The organism is Exiguobacterium sp. s89 (assembly GCF_018617735.1).
Lineage (GTDB): Bacteria > Bacillota > Bacilli > Exiguobacteriales > Exiguobacteriaceae > Exiguobacterium > Exiguobacterium marinum.
On sequence record NZ_JACSKS010000001.1, the window covers coordinates 310,171 to 329,527 of the forward strand.

The window sequence follows — 19,357 nt, forward strand, 5'->3', positions numbered from 1 at the left end:
AAAAAATATTGTTCAACATTGAGCAATTGAAGGCAAAAATTGATACGCAATACGAACGTTAACTCGCTTTAACTCTCTTAAAACTCAAGGTCGCTTTATTATTATGAAGTTGCCACATATGCCAAAATACATAAGGAACAATAATGACAAAATTAATCATTCCCCACGTTCTCAATACTTCTGGATTGAACCAAGTCGAGGAATTCATAACAGTCGGGAAGACATCATAGCATGCTCGAATTAGCAGATGAGCTGCTAACGTATAGATTCGGGCAGTGATATATAATTCTGGTCTACCTTTTAGCACTGGATAAAGTTCGGCAGCAATCAAAATACAGAGAGAACTTGCAAAATAAGTTGGTGATTCGGCATATACAAAACAAGCATTCCATGTCGTATAGATAAAATTCCAAGATCCGGTCGTATATGCGACGAGATCAGCATAACCTTCTTTTGCAAACCTCCAAAAAGTCGGAGCAAACGGAATCGTGACACAAAGTAAAAACCCACAAGCGGCATTAAAATAGTTTCCAAGTGTTGCATCCTTGATGGTTGCTTCGGCAATATTCAAAAACAGAATTCCATAAAAGAACCATAAAAATTCATCTCGCTTCAAGAAATCCCAGATGCGACCTTGTTTATTTTCATATATTGCGATTCGAGAAAAACCAACGATGATCGTCGGAATGATAACGCTTACAATTTTTGCCCATCTAAACCATCCATCTACATTTCCCATCATCCATAACGGGATCGTCAACAGCGAAGCGAGCCAAAAATAGGCGGACAATTTGTAGTGTTTACGAAAGAAAACAACGATTCCTAACAGTAGACCTAAATAGAGTGGCATTGAGATTACATGAGGCCATACGTTCATTAATTTCACCTTCTCATTTGAATTTAACAAACATAACGTTTGTTATGTTTTTAGTATAGGCTGATATTTATCAATAGTCAATGTGAATTTATTCACAATATTGAAGCGAAACCTAGTTCGGGCTATGTTATTCTAAAGTGGAATCGAAAGGGGATAAATTGAAAGTGGATGGAAAAACAATAATTCTTGCTGCTGCAAAAAATGTGATCATACGACATGGTGCCAATGGGGCGACGGTTAGAGCGATTGCCGAAGAAGCGAACATGACGACTGGAGCCATCTATCATCATTATAAAAATAAAGAGGATTTATTATATGATCTTTTAGATGAAAGTTTGTCAGTTTCCTCTCAAATCGCTAAAGAAGTAACTAACGAATCATTTTCGAAAGAACTAGTGAAGGAAGAGATTGTACAAAACACGGCCAATCGATTTTATAAAGATGCAGAGAATCGGCTTCAATATCATTTCGCTCACGACGTATTACTAGGAAATATGGATGCGCAAGCAAAATTGAAAGTCAAATACTCTGAATGGACGAAACAAATCGAGCAATTATTGATTCATTTGTATGGGTTAGAAAATACCCGTTTGAATCAGGCCTTTAGTTCATGGTTGATTGGCGCAATTGATGGAGTAGTTCTCCAATATTTACTAGACGTCAACGAGAACTCGATTGATGAGATGATGGAAGTGTTCGAAATTTTACTAGATGAGGGTCTCGAATCATTTGTTGAGCGATTGAACGAAAAAGGAAAGTAAAAGATCCGCCACTCGATAGAGTGACGGATCAAATCTGTTAGGAAGAAGTCATCATTTTCATACATTCTGAAGCTTCCTTCAACTGTTCGCGGACGGCATCAAATCCTGTGCCACCATAACTGTTCCGACGTTTAACGGCCTGTTCAGGGGTGAGGGCGACATACACATCTTTTTCAATCAAAGTGGAGTGGCTTTGAAACACTTCAATCGGAAGCTCACATAAATATAATCGTTCATTCACGCAATGCTTGACTAGTTTTCCTGTCACCTCGTGCGCCTCGCGGAACGGCAACCCTTTTGCTGTCAAATAATCGGCGAGCTCGGTCGCATTAGAAAAATCACGTTCGGTCGCTTGTTTCATAACGTCCGAATGGAATGTCAATTCATTCATCATCCCAGCCATGATACTAAGAGAGCCTTGAACGGTCTTGACCGTATCGAACATTCCTTCTTTATCTTCCTGTAAATCTTTATTATAAGCGAGTGGAAGTCCTTTCATGAGCGTCAACAATCCCATCAAGTTTCCAATCACACGACCCGATTTTCCACGGACAAGTTCGGCCATATCCGGATTTTTCTTTTGTGGCATCATACTTGAACCGGTAGAGAAGGTGTCTGACACCGTGATGAAGCGATATTCTTCACTCGCCCAAAGAATCAATTCCTCGCAGAATCGGGAGAGGTGCATCATGAGCATCGACGAATTTGAAAGGAACTCGAGAATGAAGTCACGATCGCTCACGGCATCGAGACTGTTCGGGTAGACCCGATTGAATCCGAGAAGTTCAGCTGATCGGGTCCGGTCAATTGAGAAAGTTGTTCCGGCAAGCGCGCCTGCTCCAAGCGGTGACCAATCGATTCGTTTCAAACTGTCGGTGAAGCGTTCTTTATCCCGCTCGAGCATCCAAAAATAGGCGAGCAAGTGATGAGCCAGTGAGATTGGTTGCGCGCGCTGAAGGTGCGTATAGCCAGGCATGATCGTCTCGACATGGTCTGAAGCGTGTGCATGGAGTTCCTGCTGAAGGGATTCAATCAATTGAATCACTTCATGCACCCGTCCCTTTAAATAGAGGTGCATATCCGTCGCGACTTGATCGTTTCGGCTACGTGCCGTATGCATTTTCCCGGCAACCGGTCCGATCGCTTCATGAAGCAGAGCTTCTAAGTTCATATGAATATCTTCGTGATATACTTCGAATTTTAATTCACCTGCATGTGCTTTTTGCTTAAGTTGTTGTAATCCATCAAGGATTTGAGTGACCTCCTCTTTTAAGAGGATGCCCTGGTCACCTAGCATCGTCACGTGAGCCATGCTACCTTCTAAATCTTCAAGGACGAGTTGAGCGTCAAATTCAATCGATGCACCGAACGCATCGACCCAATCACTCGCCGTTTTCTCGAAACGGCCTCCCCATAGTTTACTCATTGACGAACGCTCCTTTTTCCATCAACACCTCTGATTGAACTTTTGTTGGCAAACCCCATAACTTGATGAATCCGACAGATGCTTGCTGATCGAACGTGTCCGCCGATGTATATGTCGCAAGTTCCTCATCGTAGAGTGAGATTGGGGACTTGCGGCCGTCGACGATGGCGTGCCCTTTAAACAGCTTCATCCGAACCGTGCCTGTGACGGTTGCCTGTGTCTCATCGATAAAGGCAAGGAGTGCCTTCGTGAGCGGAGAATACCAAAGTCCGTTGTAGATCGTCTCCGTTAACTTTTGCTCGACAATCGGCTTAAAGTGCGCGACTTCACGCACGAGTGTCAAGGCTTCAAGAGCTTTATGGGCCGTAATCAATGTCATGGCACCAGGTGCCTCATACACCTCACGTGATTTGATACCGACGACACGGTTCTCGATGTGGTCAATCTTACCGACGCCATGCGCACCAGCGACGATATTGAGCTCTTTCAAGATATCAGTGAACGGTTGGCTCTTCCCATCAATGGCGACCGGCACCCCGTTCTTGAATTCAATTTCAAGGAAAGTCGGTTCGTGTGGTGTATCCTCGATTGCTGCAGTTAACTCATAAGCGCTCTCAGGTGGTGCCGCCCAAGGATCTTCTAAAATGCCGCATTCGATGGCGCGTCCCCAGATGTTCTGATCGATCGAGAAAGGCTCTTCTTGAACGATTGGAATAGGGATATGGTGTTGAGCCGCGTACGCAATTTCTTCCTCACGTGACCACTTCCATTCACGAACGGGTGCGACGATTTCCAGTGAAGGGTCGAGTGCGTGAATGGACACTTCGAAACGCACTTGGTCATTTCCTTTCCCTGTACATCCATGAGCCACAGCGACGGCTCCTTCTGCTTGTGCGACCTCGACCAATTTCTTCGAGATGAGAGGACGAGATAGTGCCGAAACGAGTGGATATACGCCTTCATATAATGTATGGGCCTGCATCGAATAACGAGCGAACTCGTTGACGAATTCATCGACCGCATCAATGACGATGGATTTTTTCGCTCCAACTTTCATTGCTTTCTGCTGAATCTTTTCTAAATCTTTTCCTTCCCCAACGTTTAAACATACCGCAATGACATCATACCCTTGTTCATCCAACCATTTAATTGCAACCGATGTATCAAGTCCACCTGAATAAGCCAATACGAGTTTCTGTTTCAAAATGTGAACACCCCTTATGAATAATTATTAGTTTTTATTTATAAATATACGATTTAGTGTAAGGGATAATAATTTAAGTAGCAACCTTTTTTTGAAAAAAGAAAAACCACGAACTTTTTTCGTGGTTGTCATTGTTCAATCTTGAGTTGTGGTAACCACTGAGACATGTGATTACTGATAGGGGAGATGAGTTTAGGGCGAGCAACTTCTAATGGGACGACTTCATACGGTCCACCGATAGATTTTCGAGCAAACGTCGGATAGAACATGGGATTCTTCAATTCAAAAGTCACACTGTTATCTTCGATTGTTTTGACGACATCAATCCCGATGATCCCACCTGTATTTCGATCATCCCCTTGTTGACCTGAAAGGAAATTACCGAGTGAGTAGACAACAAATGTCTGATTGCCGTTGACTCCTTCTAGCATCGCTGGAGGTTGCAGCACATGAGGATGGTGACCGATGATGATGTCGACCCCAAGGTCTGCTAACGCTTGTGCGAGTTCGGTTTGACCCTCATTCGGTAACGGTTCGTACTCCGTTCCAAAATGGAGGGAGACGACGGTCATGTCAGTCGACTGTTCCGCCTTCTCAATCTCTGGTTGCATCTGCGCGAGGTCGATATAGTTCACGTGATATGGCTGCTTCGGAACGACTCCATTCGTCCCGTACGTGTATGCGAGGAAGGAAAAAGAAATGTCATTGGCTGTCAACGTACGAATGTTTGCTTTGTCTTCAGCGGATAAAAAGGATCCGGTATAAGGCATCCCGATTTCATTCCAATACCCGATTGAGTTCTCGATGGCACGAACCCCGCGGTCGAGCGTATGATTATTCGCGGTCGTGACCAAATCGATTCCCGCCCGTTTCAAAGCATCTCCAATCTCATACGGGCTGTTAAATGCCGGGTAGCTCGACAGTCCGATTTCACTTCCACCAATCATACTCTCTTGGTTGGCAATTGAAATATCGGCGCGACTCAATATCGGAGAAATCTGTTCGAACGCAGAATCAAAGTCATACCCGTCATCGACACGAGCCGCGTTGTATACCGAGTCATGAAGAAGTACATCGCCGATCGCATAGAGAGAGGCCGTCGTAACAAGCGGCTCAGGTTCGACGGGCGGTGCTTCTTCAGGAACCTCGACAATGGGTTCTTCTACTTCTGCTGGTACTTCTTGATTTGTTGCTGGAGTCGTACTACAAGCAAATAATACAACTAAGCTAGGCAGGAAGGTAAGGCGAGAGACGATTTTGATTGGTTTCATCCCGATTCTCCTTTTCACGACAGATTCGTTCGATAACCATAAAATTCGTCGATAATTAAGAAAAATCCTGCTTATATAAATAAAGACAGGTCGTTTTTGACCTGTCATGAGAATTATTTGATATGTTCCTTGACCATGTCTTGCATGTGGTCAAACTCACGTTGAACGACCTCATTTGATGGCGGCGTCATCAAGCTCACGATGTAGATGGCGAGCGCCGACAAGAAGAATGCTGGAATCATTTCATACAATGTCCCAAACGTACCGAAGAGAGAAGCGGCATAGTTCTTCCATTGAAAAGACGACCGCCGGCGACGAATCCGCTTGTCGCATACAGTGTGAAAAAGATGAGCGTGACAGCTGCTGAAAAAGAACGTAACACGCCTTTTGTGTCTTTGAATCGTTTCTCAAAGAAGTCTGGGATTGTGATTGCATCGTCTGATATATATGAATAAATGCGCAATCTCGGAGCGACCAATAACCAGTTTAAATACGCGCCGATGGTCAATCCAATGACAATCCAACCGCTTGATACACCTGTTGCATACATGGCTCCCGGCAAGCCCATTAAAAGCCATCCACTCATGTCCGAGGCACCGGCAGATAAGGCGGCGACCCCGGGACCTAACGCCCGTCCACCCAACATGTAATCTCCGATGCTGCTTGTTCTCCGATACGCGATGATCCCAAGTAGGACCATCAGTGCCATGTACACGACGATAGACACTAAAATTCCGTTCATCAACATCCCCCCGAGAGATAAAAAATATGAAAATAATTTCAGTGATTGAGTATCACTTTGTCAAAATATTGTCACAACAAGTGGGGAAATGTAAAAATGTTTTTGATAGCTGGTCTTAAATTAACGGAACGTGCAAGAGGTGAGGTGATCATTGACGAGACCGGTCGCTTGTAGGTGGGCATAAACCGTTGTCGGTCCTAAAAACTTAAACCCGCGTCGTTTGAGGTCTTTACTCAATTGTTCAGATAGTTCCGTCGTTGCGGGAACATCTTCAAGTCGATCCCATGCATTGATGATAGGTTCATGATCGACGAATGACCAGATGTATGAATCAAACGAGCCAAACTCTTCCTGTATTTTGATAAACTGTTTTGCATTATTGATCGACGCCTCGATTTTTCGACGATTCCTCACGATTCCGCTATCGGATAGAAGTCTTTTCACATCCTCATCGGTAAAGCTGGCAACTCGTTGTACCTCAAAGTTAGCATAGACCAATCGATAATTTTCTCGTTTTCGTAAAATCGTGATCCAACTCAGTCCAGCCTGCGCACTCTCAAGGGTCAAACATTCAAAATGTTTCGTATCATCGTGTATGGGCTTTCCCCATTCCTTGTCGTGGTAGCTGACGTATAACGGGTCGGTACCGCACCACGGACAGCGAAAGATTCTTTCCAAATTCATCAGCTCCTTTTATGTAAAGTGTAGCATGTCTTGGCGGTTATGCTTGCGAATCGACGGGTATAAAGAGTGGGAATGGGGGACATTTAAAATGAGCGACTGGATGATTTCAGTAATCGAACAATATGGATACATAGGAATCGCGTTCATGATTTTTATTGAGAACGTATTTCCGCCAATCCCTTCTGAAGTTGTTTTATTGTTTGGCGGTTTTTTTGCTGTGAAGACGAACCTTTCAATTATACTAGTCGTCGTAGCCTCAACGACCGGAGCTATACTTGGAGCAATTCTGTTATATGGAATGGGTCTATTATTCGATGTTGAACAGATTGAGAAATGGACGAAGCGATACGGAAAGTGGTTGCGTCTTGATATAGAGGATGTCAAAAAAGCAGATGCCTGGTTTGACCGATACGGGGGATGGATGGTGTTCTTTGGGCGATTGATGCCTGTCGTCCGAAGTCTCATTTCAATACCTGCGGGGATGTCGAATATGCCGTTTTTGAAATTTTTACTCCTCAGTACTGTGGGGACAGCCATTTGGAACACGATTCTCATATTGATAGGAATGAAGGTAGGGGAGAACTGGAAAGAAATTCTCACGTATCTTGATGCTTATTCCTACACGATTTACGGTCTGTTGCTGATCGGTATGGTAGGATACCTGATCTGGCGAAAAAAACGTCAACATAAAAAGACGGTAAAAGATTAACGGAGACGATAAAACAGGCGGACCGAGTCACGGTTCGCCTGTTCACTCTTATTCTTTTTTCTTGTCCGGCAATACTTTCGTGAGTGTCCGTTCCGTCTTTTCTGCCAAATATTCTGAGAAACGGAATAAGATGATCCCGACAATAGCGGATACAAAAATATAGAGACCGACAAACAAGTTGATGGCTCCGTTCGAAAGCGCGGTAAATAATATAGAGAATTCGCCACGTGGAGCGAGCGAAAATCCGGCCTCATTGGCCTGGATTCGTGTCAGACCGTATATTCTTCCACCGACACGACCAACAATCCACTTCGATAAGACGCCCCACACAATCAGGACGAAGAATAGGGCGTTTACGATGACACCTTCCTCTAGATTGATTGAGATGCCAAATGAGATAAAGAAGATGGGTAAAAATAAGTCGCGAACCGGTACAGTCAATCGCTTGAGCGGTCTGACGTCGTGGATGTCCGCTAACATGATTCCAGCAATGAACGCACCTAAAATTTCGGACAAGCCAAACATCATCCCGATTCCGGCGAAAAAGAGAATAAGTCCGATTAAACCGATACTAGCATCATCCTGCCTAAGTAAATGTTTAGAAAACTTTTGCTGTCTAGATACGAAGTTTGATCCAATGAACAGCAGTACCCCGAATATGAGAAATCCTGTGAATACTCTTCCGATGTCACTCAGGGCCACTGGTTCCTCTTGAATAATGAAAGGTGCAATCGTTAGTAATAGCGGTGCAAAAATATCCTCGAATATGAGTAAAGCGAGAACAAAGTCTTTAATATCTTCATGTTTTTCGGAATGGCGCTCAAGTAGCTTCGCCGAGATGGAAGAACTTGTCGCATACAATACGGCGCCGATTAAAAAAGCACGAGGGAAATCCAAACCAAACAGTAAGGCAATCCCAAATGAGACACCGAACGAGAGGATGATGTCAAGGACTCCTGCTTTCCATACTTTACGCATCCGTTTCCATAGCTGACGTAGGGGAAACTTAAGACCAAGCAAGAAAAACAAGAGGACGATTCCGATTTCACCCGCGACTTTGAATACCTCGTTTCCATCCCAGAAAAATCCAACGCCTACCCCGATGGCGATAAACGCCAAAATGCTAGGGAAGTATAGGCGTTCAATCAGAAGGCTGAATACGGAAATCAGAGTGAGCGACAATCCGAGCAACACGATGATGTTTAATCCATCCATAAGTCATCTCCTTTAACGATGGGGTTCAACTGTTTGCTTGATTCCACTGATACTCCATCCCTACGGATTCAGGTCTTGAGTAATCAAAGCCGAACTGTCGATATAATCCATCTGCAGGGATATCCGCAATCAGACTGATGATGGCTGTTTCGTCTGCTTCAGTTAAAATCCAATCCATCATATGCTCCATAATCAACTTTCCAAGACCGAGTCCTTGGCATTCAGGGTCTACGACAATATCAACTAAATGAAAGACCATTCCGCCGTCACCTACGACACGCCCCATCCCCACAATCTCGTCATCTAAGTATAAACAGATCCCAAAAAGCGTATTCTTAAGTCCTTTGACCGTACTTTCATCAGACCGACGAGGCATTCCTGCCTTGACGCGCAACGCTTGATGCTGTTCCGGTGTTGGCGTTTCGACCTTTACTGTGACTTCATTGACCATACTAAAATCCCCCTCAACACAAGTTAATTTTACTTTCCCGATATATTGAATGAGTAAACCTTGATTTCTAAAAACGGCTGTCTGCATAATGAGAGAGGAGATAGGGGGAATAGCAGATGTTAAACGGTCAATCACTCTTGCCGGCGATACGGGACATGCGTGATTTAGAACGCTTTTTATCAAGTGATCTCGAATTAGGCGTGTTATTGGAAATTCATATGAGTCGATTGGAATCCATCTTTAAATTACTGGGGAGCCATCACAAAAAGGTATTCATTCATATGGATCTGATACAAGGAATGAAAGCGGATGAATTCGCGACTGAATATATATGTCAAACATATAAACCGTTTGGCATTATCTCGACGAAAGGAAACGTAATCGTGAAGGCGAAGCAAAAAGGTGTCGTGACCGTACAACGCTTGTTTTTAATTGATTCACTCTCACTTGAAAAGAGTATTCGTCATATTGAACGTTCAAAACCGGACTATATCGAAGTATTACCTGGAATTGTGCCGAAATATATACAGCGTGTTCATGAAAGGACAGGCATTCCGGTATTCGCAGGCGGCCTAATCGAGACAGCGGAAGAAGTTCAAGCAGCTCTTGATGCGGGAGCGAGTGTTGTTACGACCTCAAATCGAAAACTATGGTCCGACTAATCAGGATTTGGGTATACAGTCCTTTAGGAGGGATGAATGATGAAAGACGTGATGATTGTGACAGGTGTTAGTCAAGGCATTGGTTATGCGATTGCTCAAACTTTCGTAAATCAGTATGAAGTGATTGGGCTAGACATTGGAGAAGACCCAAACGTTGAAGGTATACATTTTTATCAGGTTGACCTCGGTGACAAGTCTGAACTCAAGCGTGTCTTCGAAGAGATCTATAACCAATTTGGTCGAGCCCATGTCTTGATTAATAATGGAGGCATCGCTTCACTGATCAAGCCGATTGATGAACTCGAGGTTGACACGTTTAAACGAGTCATCGATGTCAATTTAGTCGGGACATTTAGTTGTTCAAAATACTTTTTAGAATTGAATAAAGATGAGTCGTACGGAAGAATCGTCAATATGGCTTCAACAAGAGCATCGCAAAACGAACCTCACTGGGATGCATATGGGGCTTCAAAAGGTGGAATCGTCAGTCTAACGTACTCGCTAGCCATCTCATTGAGCGACCGACCGATTACAGTAAATGCAATCAGCCCGGGGTGGATTCACACGTCTGATGAGTCGTTACGTGAGATCGATCATGAACAACATCCATCGGGTCGGGTCGGTGAACCGGAAGATATCGTCCGTGCGGTGCGCTATTTGATTGACCGACAAAATGATTTTGTGAATGGACAAAACCTCATTGTTGATGGTGGTATGACGAAGAAGATGATATATGAAGAGTGATGAGACTTTTCACCTAATACCAATTTGTTTTTTAGGTTAATTATGCCTAATTTCGGGTAATAGATATTGGAGCTTTTATCCGAAAGAAGGGGGTACATGATATGAACCCGCTCATAGAAGAGGCCATTCGCTTTTCGTCTATACGTCACGGAGGACAGGATTGTAATGGTTCATCCATTCCATATTTGTCTCATCCCTTTTCGGTTGCTTTGTTACTCGAAACAGATCAACAACCACCGGCTGTCGTTGTAGCAGGTCTACTCCATGATGTGATAGAGAAGACCAATACGGAACCGCACGAAATTTTATCAAAGTTTGGTCCTGATGTACTTCGCCTCGTTCTTGCGGTCTCAGAGGGAATTCGAGACTTGACCTGGGAACAACGAAAGCAAATGACCCTTCAACGCCTGTCAACGCTTCAATTCGATGAAGTTGCTCTGTTCGTGGCGGACAAGCTACATAATCTCCGTTCCATTCGCTATGATTTAGAAATGGAAGGGATGAAGGTGTGGCAACGCTTCGAACGTCCGATGAGAGACCAATCTTGGTATTATCATGAGTTGTTATTAGCGCTTGAACCATTTCGGAGCTCGACGGATTTGATTGGTTTATATGAACAAGAACTTCATTTGTTATTTTATGGTGAGAAGAATGCGAAGGATCGAAAAGTAAGACAATTACTCGAATCGATTGTCATTAATTTCGATGAGGACATCTGGATCCAGGAAGTGGCACCGCTTTGCCAGACCGCGTATGAGTTAAGAGAAATCGTTGGACGTGAGACATGTGATGAAGAAGAAGTTGCACGTTTCAGACAGCAACTGTACCAATCCGGTTGGACGGAACTTTCGTCACCATCAACGCTTGCTGGCTTGAAGGAACTCAGTTATCGCACTGCACTTGATGTGAAGGATTTAGTCATTCTCATGCGTCACTCGATTGTCAACTAGATTTGTTCATGCTATAGTCAAATGGAAGATAAAAAGGGGAGTAGCGACCACATATGTGGTCGATGGGTCGTCATTACAGTGCGTCTGCACTCGGTCCATCGAGCTTTTACAAGTACGCAAGACCTTTTTATGGGCGTTTTTGTCGTCCATAAAAAGGTCTTTTTTGTTTATCCAAGGAGGAGAAAAAATGGTATTTGTTTATTTTTTATTAGCTGCGGCTATTACGGTCTTTGCCGCGATTAAATTATCCACTTACGCTGATGTCATGACAGAGAAGTCGAAAATGGGTGGGATGCTCATCGGAACCGTCCTATTGGCAGGGGCGACGTCGTTACCTGAAGTGACGACGAGTATTTCGGCCGTCATGATTAATAACCCCGATATCGCGATTGGGAATATGCTCGGGTCCAACTTATTCAATATTTTCATCTTGGCGATGTTCGACTTATATTTCCGTCAAAAACAACTGTTTAACTATGCGAGCCGGGACCATTTATATACGGCGGGGCTCGGCTTATTATTGACCTTCACGACATTGGTTGCTTTGATCGTCCGTGTTGATATGACGTTCATCGGAATCGGAATCGACGCGCTCTTGATTGCCATTCTCTATGCGATTGGAATTTACTATATCGGTAAGCAGCCGAAAGATCCGGTCGCTGAACAAGAAGTGGAGGAAGAAGTTGTCGTCAGTAAATATGAAGACATCACGTTAAAACGGGCAGTCGTTGGTTTTCTGATTGCTGCTATCATGATTATGGCAGCAGGTACAGCCCTATCGATTACAGGAGATCAGATTGCCGTCGTCACGGGACTCGGTTCAAGTTTTGTCGGAAGCTTTTTAATCGCCGCATCAACATCGTTACCAGAAGCAGTCGCTGTCTTCATGGCACTTAAACTTCGAAACGTAAACTTAGCGTTCGGTTCGATTCTCGGTAGCAATATTTTTAACATGCTCATCATCGCTATGTCAGATGTATTCTATCGCAACGGTTCGATTTTGGCAGATGTCTCGACGTCTCATCTCGTCTCTGCGGTCGGAATCACGATTCTGTCCATCCTTGTTATGTATAGTGTGCTCCGTCAAAATGTCACGTCGAAAGTTCGGTATGCGATACCTTCACTACTCGTCTTAGTCGTTTATTTTGTTTCTTCCTATTTGATTTTCATCGGATGATTTTGTAGCATCAGCCTCGTGCTGATGCTTTTTCTGTTGGCATGCGAATCCGTTCCTTCGGGTATAAGGGAAGGGAGAGGAGGGGTGGCGATGCAAATGCATAAAGTAGAAGCACGTCAAGCGTATACGATTTTAATTCCTGCCTATAACCCTGATGGTGCACTCGTCACACTCGTTGAGAAGTTGAGAGCAAATGGATTTTTATCGATTATCGTCGTCGATGACGGTAGCGGTGCTTCAGCACAATCGACCTTTGATGCAGTGACACCTTTAGTTGATCAAGTATTGACCCATGATCAGAATCAAGGGAAAGGGGCTGCTTTGAAGACAGGATTACAATATATTGTAAATAAGTATCCTGACCATTTAGGGGTCATCACAGTCGATGCCGATGGACAGCACCTGCCTGAAGATGTTGTCAACGTATATGAGGAAGGTGTGAATAAGCCACACCATCTCATCATGGGATGTCGTGATTTTAGTGGGGAGGAGATTCCGTTTCGAAGTCGATTTGGGAATCAGGCGACACGGCTCGTTATGTTGATTGGGAGCGGATTAAAACTGAAAGATACACAGACCGGGTTACGTGCCATCCCGATGCGATACGCGAGACAATTATTGGACATTCCGGGAAGTCGATACGAGTTTGAGATGAATATGCTCACGTTCACAAAACGGCTACAGGTGCCCATTCAACAAACGACCATTCAGACGGTTTACGAGAACGAAAATGATTCATCTCATTTCAGACCGGTACTCGACTCGATTTTGATTTACCGGATGTTCTTGATGTATTCGATATCGTCAGTCGCTTCGTTCCTTGTCGATGTTGGAGTATATGCAGTCTTCATCTATTTATTATCCCCGTACTTCGATACAGCCCATGTCATCGTTGCAACGGTACTCGCACGAGTCATTTCCTCTCTATTCAATTATTTTGTCAATCGAAAAGTAGTCTTCCATTCGAAGGCACGTCGATCACTTTCCAAGTATTTTGGACTCGTCGTTCTCCAAATGGCGATCTCGGCACTATTGGTTTATCTTCTGTTTCTCCTATTTAGACAAGGAGAAGTCGTCTTGAAAATTATCGTGGATAGCTTTCTCTTTTTCATCAGTTATTATGTTCAAAAACGATGGATTTTTAAAAAATAACCGGTCATGATTTCATGACCGGTTTAATATGCGAGCGTTCCCGTTTTGACGGACGTATAGCGATGTAACTCTTTCGGATTCGTAATACTTGTCTTGTGCATCATATCACGCATGAGTAGGGCGCATACGCGAGCATCTTCCGCGGCATCATGGTGAAGAAATGGTACATTCAAATACTCGGCCATCGTGTTCAACTTATGGTTTGGTAACCCGGGATATAGTTTGCGTGACAGTTTGACGGTGCAGCCGTACTCGATTGTAGGGAAATCGAATAAATCATATTTCACAATCGCCTTTCTCAAGGCACCCATATCAAATGAGGCGTTATGTGCGATGACGAGGTCCACTTCCCGTAAAATCGGGTAAAGAGAGGAAAGTACTTCTGGTAATGCCGGCGCATCCCAAACGTCACTCGGACGAATACCATGAACGCGGACGTTGCGCATATCGAATTCTTCTTCCGGGTTGACGAGTCGTTGATCGGTTTCGACGACTTCTCCATTCTCAAGAATGCTCCATCCGACAGAACAGATGCTGCGACTGTCGCGGTTCGCGGTTTCGACATCAAGAGCGAAAATTGAATATTGCATGGTCCACCTTCTTTCTAAGCAATAAAAAAAGTCTAACAGAAAGTTAGACGAATGTCGTGTTTAGGCAGCGACGAGTGTACGGCAAGCTTCCGAACAACGCTCACACGCTTTCGCACAAGCCTGACAATGGTCATGAAGATGGCGGCCACATTCGACGGCACATGTGTCGCATATTTGGGCACATAGAGAGAGAATTGGTTTAGAAAATGCGGAGTCTGATTCTAAGGCGTTTAAAGCTAGCGTACAAATGTCAGAACATTCCCTAGTTAGTCGGATGCATTCGGTGAACATGTGTAAATCCTCTTCTTGTAAACTTTTTGAGAAACAGTGGTTGCAAGCCCGTAAGCATTCAATCACGCTCGTCAATGTTTCTTCTACAGATGTGCGTTCCATCGGAAGTCCCCCTTGTATGAAAAGTCTATCTACCATTACCCGTTCACTAAGTGGTTGAATCGCACCAGGTCAATAAAAAAGTCACACCTCATCCGAGATGTGACAAATTAATGGAGCATAGGGGGCTCGAACCCCTGACCTCTACGCTGCCAGCGTAGCGCTCTCCCAGCTGAGCTAATGCCCCGTTCGAAATCATTATATCATCCTAGTATTCGCTATGGCAATTCTCTTTTTCATTTTAGGTTTATAAAATTAAAAGCCTGGGAATTTCATGTTAGACGTTATATTAAGAAAGCAGGTGTGCTCTATGGAAATGATTCTTTTGGCACTCTTACCGGCACTCATGTGGGGAAGTATTCCGCTCATCGTGTCGAAAGTGGGAGGCAAACCGATTCAGCAATTGATCGGAACGACCATCGGGGCGATGATCATGGCGGCAGTGATTGCCCTCGTCTTCCGACCGGAGTTCACGACACTCGCCATCGTGACCGGGTTTATCTCAGGGGCGTTTTGGGCGCTCGGTCAATACTTACAGTTTCAATCATTCCAAATCTTAAGTGTCTCGAAGGCGATGCCAATCAGTACGGGCATGCAGCTCGTCGGGACGTCTCTCTTTGGAGTTATCGTTCTCGGAGACTGGCAGACGACGACGGAGCTATGGTTAGGGTTCTCGGCGCTCGTCTTGATCATCATCGGGGCGACGATGACTTCGTATCAACAGAAAAAAGACAAAGATAGTGCCGGCGCCTTGAAAAAGGGACTACTCGTCCTCTTCGTTTCGAGTATCGGTTACGTCACGTATGCCGTTTTGACGAACTATTTTGAAGTAGAGGGAATCACGGCAATCCTTCCACAATCCGTCGGAATGTTCATCGCAGCCCTTCTCTTTAGTCTTCGTGAGAAAGACGTCAAGAAACTGGATCCGCGTACGTTCAAAAACATCTTGGCGGGGCTTGCCTGGGGGATCGGGAACTTTGGACTTTTCGTCTCGAGCGGAGAAGTCGGGATTGCGACCTCATTCGCCTTATCCCAATTAAACGTCGTTGTGGCGACACTCGGTGGAATCTACCTCTTGAAAGAAGAGAAGACGACAAAAGAACGTGTCTTCGTCTTTATGGGAATTGGTTTGATTGTCGTTGCCGGATTTATGCTTGGGATTGCCAAGAGTTAATTTTCAATTATGGACTGAAAAGAACCTTGAATGCGCACTCGTGCTAGAGTGCCATTCAGGGTTTTTGTTTTGAGTAAATTTTAATCGTTGAAAGGAGAGCAGGAGATAATGTAATCGATAGGGAAGTAATCCCATGTTGCGTTCGTTATATTGGACGTGCAACGCATTCGTGATTGATCAGAAATTTGTAGAATAAAGGGGAAACGAATCATGGAATCAAATGTAGTGACGATATCAGCTCTCGTCGATGCACCAATCGACACAGTATGGAAACTCTGGACAGACCCTGACCATATCAAACAGTGGAATCATGCGTCTGACGATTGGCATACTATTGAGGCTGAGAACGACTTACGGGTCGGCGGGAAGTTTCGTAGTCGGATGGAAGCAAAAGATCAGAGCATGGGCTTTGATTTTGAAGGAGTATATGAAGAAGTTGAAGTAAATGAGCTCATTCAGTATCGCCTTGAGGATGAACGGAGAGTCAGAATTTCATTTGCTTCAGAAGGGGATCAGACGAAGATGGTCGAGGTGTTTGATGCGGAATCGATGAATCCGGTTGAAATGCAACGACAAGGCTGGCAGGCGATTCTCGACAATTTCACTCGATATGCGAATGGGAAGAGTGTATAAAAGATAAACGGAGGCTTTGAACAGCAGGTCGCTTTTCAATTAAAGTGGACGCTGCTGTTTGTCATGTTAGGCTAAATGATTGTCTTAGTGCGAGACGAAAATGAGTTAAAGGTGCTGGCTATATGTATGACTACACGTTACTAGAGAGATTTCTATTTCGATTTCCTTCCTTCAATCATCAGAAAATGAAATTAGAGTTAGATCGGAAAACGATATTGATTACTGGAGCGAGCTCAGGAATCGGGCAGGCGTTCGCTTATCTACTAGCGGATACAACCGCGCATCTGATTCTCGTTGCCCGAAGAGAAGCAGACATGAACGTCATAAAGTCTGAAATCGAAAAGGGGTCAGCCAAGGTGACTGTGTTCCCGGCAGATCTTCGAAATGAAGAGGAACGGAAAGGATTGCTGGCGTATCTCCATCAACTACCGGACGGATTGGATATTGTCGTCAGCAATGCAGGAATCTCCATCAATCGCCCCATCACCGAGTCGCTCGATCGGTACCATGACTTCACACGGACGATGGCAATCAATTATTTTGCTCCGGTACAATTGATACTATCGCTCATTCCGTTGCTCGAAAAGAAGAACGGGCAGATCGTCAATGTGTCGACCATCAATGTATTACTTCATCCTTTTCCTCACTGGGCGGCCTATCAGGCATCAAAAGCCGCATTCGATACGTGGTTTCGCTCCGCGGGTCCGGAACTCACAATCAAAAATATTTCCACGACGGCTCTATATCTACCGCTAGTAAAAACACCGATGATTAAACCGACGCTGGCTTATCAGCATTCGCCTGCCATGTCACCGGTACATGTGGCGGAACTGATTGGACATGCCCTGTATACGAAACGAACAGTATATAAGCCGTGGTGGTTGTTCCTCGGTCAAGTAGCGTCTCTTGTTTTCAGAAGACCGATAGACTGGATGGTCCCTACATTACTTAAGAGAAAGGAGCGTGACAGTAAGAATGGTTAAGTTATTGAAAGTCTTGTCGCAGCTCCATTTTCTATCACCATCAAACCTAAGCCGTCTGTTTGTCGCAATCCGTCAAAACGGAATCAACTTGATGCTGCTTTTTACATTGACTGAAAGAGCTGGGAGTCAAAAAACGGCTCTAGTGGACAGTCGAGAAACAGTGACATATCAGGAGCTAAAGACACGTTGCGAACACCTTGCTCATCATTTGGCTGATCAGTATGGGGTTAAAAAAGGACATAAAGTGGCGTTTCTATGTAAAAACCACGCGTCTTTCGTACAAGGGATGTTTGCGGCCTCACGACTCGGTGCTGACATCTATATGCTTCATTGTTCGATGAGTCAACTGCAGTTCAACCGGCTCGTAGAAGAACAATCATTCGATCTTTTGATTTACGATGAGGAGTTTGAAGACTTAATTGAAAACTCGTCTTACGAACATTCGACACTCGTCAGCTATCATAAGGAAAAGGTATCAATCAATCGTTTATCGGATTCGAAACGACCTCATCAAGGAAAGCTTCCGGTCGCATCGAGCGGGAAAATCGTGATGTTGACCGGTGGCACTACGGGTAGTCCGAAACAGGTGATTCACAAACCCTCCCTCTTTCACTTTCTAGCTCCATTCACGGCTTTATTGAACCGGTTGCTTTTGTCGTTATTCAACACTGCCTATATTGCCACGCCGATTTACCATGGCTACGGCATCGCCATTCTTTTATCTTTTCTAGCGCTAGGGAAAAAGGTTGTCATTCAGGAGAACTTTGATGTGCAGAGAGCCTGTGACCTCATTCGGCAATACAAGATAGAAGTGGTCACGGTCGTCCCGCTCATGATCCACAAAATGTTACGACACGATCCAACATCACTTCATTCCCTCGCATGTATCGCATCCGGTGGTGCGAAGCTTCATCCCGTTTTAGTCCGTGAAGTACATAACGAGTTAGGGAGCGTCTTATACAATCTCTATGGGACATCGGAAGCGGGCTTAAATCTCATCGCCACGCCAGAAGATTTACAGTATGATGCGAATACGCTCGGAAGAAGGATTCCGGGAGGAGACTTGCAGATAGTGAAGGATGGGGTGGAAGTCGATCCAGGCGCCATCGGGGAATTTTGCATACGAAATAAGTGGTCCATGCAAAACAGGAAGAACCGCTGGATTCTAACGGGTGATGTCGGATACCGTGATGAGAACGACTATTATTTTTTGTGTGGACGAACAGACGACTTGATCATCTCTGCTGGAAACAATATTTACTCCGGGGAAGTCGAGACGGTTATGCGCGACCATCCGAATGTCGAAGACGCCGCTGTCATCGGGGTAGAGGATGTGTACGCCGGTCACATCTTGAAGGCGTATGTACAGGTATACGACGAAAAATTAACAGAAGAAGCACTAGTGAGCTGGTTGCGCGAACGAGTGACAACATATCAGTTTCCACGAGAAATCGTATTCTTGGAGGCGTTGCCTTATACAGAGGTTGGAAAGTTAGACAGAAAACGACTTAAAACGATCACTCGTGCAGATGAATAGATATTTAGGAGCGAATCAAATAATA

At 44.5% G+C, this 19,357-nt stretch carries 21 protein-coding genes, 1 tRNA gene and 1 pseudogene; 11 read left to right on the forward strand and 12 right to left on the reverse strand.

The genetic code is table 11. The features are described 5' to 3' along the window. Positions 1-58: 58 nt before the first annotated feature. Positions 59-877, reverse strand: coding sequence for a hypothetical protein (locus tag KNO96_RS01580; RefSeq protein WP_026825882.1), 819 nt, complete (start codon positions 875-877; stop codon positions 59-61). Positions 878-1,041: 164 nt separating this feature from the next. On the opposite strand from KNO96_RS01580, the gene KNO96_RS01585 reads away from it, so the two are divergent. Then, a complete protein-coding gene (locus KNO96_RS01585) occupies positions 1,042-1,638 on the forward strand; it encodes a TetR/AcrR family transcriptional regulator (RefSeq protein WP_214701950.1) in 597 nt (198 codons plus the stop codon). A gap of 37 nt (positions 1,639-1,675) precedes the next feature. Here KNO96_RS01585 and argH read toward each other — a convergent pair whose 3' ends face one another. The 6 genes and pseudogenes from argH to KNO96_RS01610 all read right to left on the reverse strand — a co-directional run bounded on the left by argH (position 1,676) and on the right by KNO96_RS01610 (position 6,959). Then, positions 1,676-3,064 (reverse strand): argininosuccinate lyase, encoded by a 1,389-nt coding sequence (argH, locus tag KNO96_RS01590; protein WP_214701951.1) that lies wholly within the window; start codon positions 3,062-3,064, stop codon positions 1,676-1,678. Then, positions 3,057-4,271, reverse strand: a complete 1,215-nt coding sequence (locus tag KNO96_RS01595) for an argininosuccinate synthase (RefSeq protein ID WP_214702841.1) — start codon at positions 4,269-4,271, stop codon at positions 3,057-3,059. Before KNO96_RS01595 ends, argH begins: the two co-directional genes overlap by 8 nt. A gap of 125 nt (positions 4,272-4,396) precedes the next feature. Further along, a complete protein-coding gene (locus KNO96_RS01600) occupies positions 4,397-5,539 on the reverse strand; it encodes a CapA family protein (protein ID WP_214701952.1) in 1,143 nt (380 codons plus the stop codon). Between the two features lie 113 nt (positions 5,540-5,652). Further along, positions 5,653-5,781 carry a hypothetical protein gene (locus tag KNO96_RS14390; RefSeq protein WP_285800470.1) on the reverse strand — a complete coding sequence of 43 codons (129 nt, stop codon included), beginning with the start codon at positions 5,779-5,781 and terminating at the stop codon, positions 5,653-5,655. Between the two features lie 53 nt (positions 5,782-5,834). Beyond that, positions 5,835-6,281, reverse strand: a pseudogene (locus tag KNO96_RS01605) (sodium:solute symporter family transporter); the annotation flags it as partial. A gap of 120 nt (positions 6,282-6,401) precedes the next feature. Then, the gene (locus tag KNO96_RS01610) at positions 6,402-6,959 is read right to left on the reverse strand and encodes a DNA-3-methyladenine glycosylase I (RefSeq protein WP_483299199.1); all 558 of its coding nucleotides are present in this window, start codon (positions 6,957-6,959) and stop codon (positions 6,402-6,404) included. 94 nt (positions 6,960-7,053) lie between these two features. On the opposite strand from KNO96_RS01610, the gene KNO96_RS01615 reads away from it, so the two are divergent. After that, a complete protein-coding gene (locus tag KNO96_RS01615; protein WP_026825889.1) occupies positions 7,054-7,674 on the forward strand; it encodes a DedA family protein in 621 nt (206 codons plus the stop codon). A 48-nt stretch (positions 7,675-7,722) separates the two neighbouring features. Here KNO96_RS01615 and KNO96_RS01620 read toward each other — a convergent pair whose 3' ends face one another. After that, a complete protein-coding gene (locus KNO96_RS01620) occupies positions 7,723-8,889 on the reverse strand; it encodes a cation:proton antiporter (RefSeq protein ID WP_214701954.1) in 1,167 nt (388 codons plus the stop codon). Positions 8,890-8,914: 25 nt separating this feature from the next. Next, positions 8,915-9,340: a GNAT family N-acetyltransferase gene (locus KNO96_RS01625; RefSeq protein WP_026825891.1), complete on the reverse strand. Its 426-nt coding sequence runs from the start codon at positions 9,338-9,340 to the stop codon at positions 8,915-8,917. A gap of 116 nt (positions 9,341-9,456) precedes the next feature. On the opposite strand from KNO96_RS01625, the gene KNO96_RS01630 reads away from it, so the two are divergent. The 5 genes from KNO96_RS01630 to KNO96_RS01650 all read left to right on the forward strand — a co-directional run bounded on the left by KNO96_RS01630 (position 9,457) and on the right by KNO96_RS01650 (position 14,025). Continuing rightward, positions 9,457-10,002, forward strand: a complete 546-nt coding sequence (locus tag KNO96_RS01630) for a glycerol-3-phosphate responsive antiterminator (protein ID WP_026825892.1) — start codon at positions 9,457-9,459, stop codon at positions 10,000-10,002. A 39-nt stretch (positions 10,003-10,041) separates the two neighbouring features. Next, positions 10,042-10,746, forward strand: coding sequence for an SDR family NAD(P)-dependent oxidoreductase (locus tag KNO96_RS01635; RefSeq protein ID WP_034771036.1), 705 nt, complete (start codon positions 10,042-10,044; stop codon positions 10,744-10,746). A 101-nt stretch (positions 10,747-10,847) separates the two neighbouring features. After that, a complete protein-coding gene (locus tag KNO96_RS01640) occupies positions 10,848-11,696 on the forward strand; it encodes an HD domain-containing protein (RefSeq protein ID WP_214701955.1) in 849 nt (282 codons plus the stop codon). A 187-nt stretch (positions 11,697-11,883) separates the two neighbouring features. Beyond that, entirely contained in the window at positions 11,884-12,873 is a 990-nt protein-coding gene (locus KNO96_RS01645) for a sodium:calcium antiporter (protein ID WP_214701956.1), read from the forward strand. A gap of 90 nt (positions 12,874-12,963) precedes the next feature. Continuing rightward, entirely contained in the window at positions 12,964-14,025 is a 1,062-nt protein-coding gene (locus tag KNO96_RS01650; protein ID WP_051545972.1) for a bifunctional glycosyltransferase family 2/GtrA family protein, read from the forward strand. Between the two features lie 23 nt (positions 14,026-14,048). Here the strand turns inward: KNO96_RS01650 and KNO96_RS01655 are convergent, their stop codons facing one another. The 3 genes from KNO96_RS01655 to KNO96_RS01665 form a co-directional block, all read right to left on the reverse strand. After that, on the reverse strand, positions 14,049-14,615 hold the full coding sequence (locus KNO96_RS01655) for a 3'-5' exonuclease (RefSeq protein WP_026825897.1): 567 nt from the start codon (positions 14,613-14,615) through the stop codon (positions 14,049-14,051). Positions 14,616-14,675: 60 nt separating this feature from the next. Beyond that, positions 14,676-15,008 (reverse strand): four-helix bundle copper-binding protein, encoded by a 333-nt coding sequence (locus KNO96_RS01660; protein WP_084483592.1) that lies wholly within the window; start codon positions 15,006-15,008, stop codon positions 14,676-14,678. Between the two features lie 111 nt (positions 15,009-15,119). Further along, positions 15,120-15,192 (reverse strand) — tRNA-Ala (locus tag KNO96_RS01665). 123 nt (positions 15,193-15,315) lie between these two features. Here KNO96_RS01665 and KNO96_RS01670 point away from each other — a divergent pair. From KNO96_RS01670 to KNO96_RS01685, 4 genes are all read left to right on the forward strand, one after another. Next, a complete protein-coding gene (locus tag KNO96_RS01670) occupies positions 15,316-16,179 on the forward strand; it encodes a GRP family sugar transporter (protein WP_214701957.1) in 864 nt (287 codons plus the stop codon). A gap of 210 nt (positions 16,180-16,389) precedes the next feature. Further along, positions 16,390-16,812 carry an SRPBCC family protein gene (locus tag KNO96_RS01675; protein ID WP_214701958.1) on the forward strand — a complete coding sequence of 141 codons (423 nt, stop codon included), beginning with the start codon at positions 16,390-16,392 and terminating at the stop codon, positions 16,810-16,812. Positions 16,813-16,934: 122 nt separating this feature from the next. Next, positions 16,935-17,795 carry an SDR family NAD(P)-dependent oxidoreductase gene (locus KNO96_RS01680; RefSeq protein WP_214701959.1) on the forward strand — a complete coding sequence of 287 codons (861 nt, stop codon included), beginning with the start codon at positions 16,935-16,937 and terminating at the stop codon, positions 17,793-17,795. Then, positions 17,776-19,332: a class I adenylate-forming enzyme family protein gene (locus KNO96_RS01685; protein WP_353047578.1), complete on the forward strand. Its 1,557-nt coding sequence runs from the start codon at positions 17,776-17,778 to the stop codon at positions 19,330-19,332. The genes KNO96_RS01680 and KNO96_RS01685 overlap by 20 nt, the downstream gene beginning before the upstream one ends. The last annotated feature ends 25 nt before the right edge of the window (positions 19,333-19,357 follow it).

What these genes read in the sequence shown, in the direction of transcription:
- KNO96_RS01580 (WP_026825882.1), bottom strand. Translation starts at nt 877, where the DNA reads ATGAACGTATGGCCTCATGTAATCTCAATGCCACTCTATTTAGGTCTA.
- argH (WP_214701951.1), bottom strand. Translation starts at nt 3,064, where the DNA reads ATGAGTAAACTATGGGGAGGCCGTTTCGAGAAAACGGCGAGTGATTGG.
- KNO96_RS01600 (WP_214701952.1), bottom strand. Translation starts at nt 5,539, where the DNA reads ATGAAACCAATCAAAATCGTCTCTCGCCTTACCTTCCTGCCTAGCTTA.
- KNO96_RS14390 (WP_285800470.1), bottom strand. Translation starts at nt 5,781, where the DNA reads ATGATTCCAGCATTCTTCTTGTCGGCGCTCGCCATCTACATCGTGAGC.
- KNO96_RS01615 (WP_026825889.1), top strand. Translation starts at nt 7,054, where the DNA reads ATGAGCGACTGGATGATTTCAGTAATCGAACAATATGGATACATAGGA.
- KNO96_RS01620 (WP_214701954.1), bottom strand. Translation starts at nt 8,889, where the DNA reads ATGGATGGATTAAACATCATCGTGTTGCTCGGATTGTCGCTCACTCTG.
- KNO96_RS01625 (WP_026825891.1), bottom strand. Translation starts at nt 9,340, where the DNA reads ATGGTCAATGAAGTCACAGTAAAGGTCGAAACGCCAACACCGGAACAG.
- KNO96_RS01630 (WP_026825892.1), top strand. Translation starts at nt 9,457, where the DNA reads ATGTTAAACGGTCAATCACTCTTGCCGGCGATACGGGACATGCGTGAT.
- KNO96_RS01635 (WP_034771036.1), top strand. Translation starts at nt 10,042, where the DNA reads ATGAAAGACGTGATGATTGTGACAGGTGTTAGTCAAGGCATTGGTTAT.
- KNO96_RS01640 (WP_214701955.1), top strand. Translation starts at nt 10,848, where the DNA reads ATGAACCCGCTCATAGAAGAGGCCATTCGCTTTTCGTCTATACGTCAC.
- KNO96_RS01645 (WP_214701956.1), top strand. Translation starts at nt 11,884, where the DNA reads ATGGTATTTGTTTATTTTTTATTAGCTGCGGCTATTACGGTCTTTGCC.
- KNO96_RS01650 (WP_051545972.1), top strand. Translation starts at nt 12,964, where the DNA reads ATGCAAATGCATAAAGTAGAAGCACGTCAAGCGTATACGATTTTAATT.
- KNO96_RS01655 (WP_026825897.1), bottom strand. Translation starts at nt 14,615, where the DNA reads ATGCAATATTCAATTTTCGCTCTTGATGTCGAAACCGCGAACCGCGAC.
- KNO96_RS01660 (WP_084483592.1), bottom strand. Translation starts at nt 15,008, where the DNA reads ATGGAACGCACATCTGTAGAAGAAACATTGACGAGCGTGATTGAATGC.
- KNO96_RS01670 (WP_214701957.1), top strand. Translation starts at nt 15,316, where the DNA reads ATGGAAATGATTCTTTTGGCACTCTTACCGGCACTCATGTGGGGAAGT.
- KNO96_RS01675 (WP_214701958.1), top strand. Translation starts at nt 16,390, where the DNA reads ATGGAATCAAATGTAGTGACGATATCAGCTCTCGTCGATGCACCAATC.
- KNO96_RS01680 (WP_214701959.1), top strand. Translation starts at nt 16,935, where the DNA reads ATGTATGACTACACGTTACTAGAGAGATTTCTATTTCGATTTCCTTCC.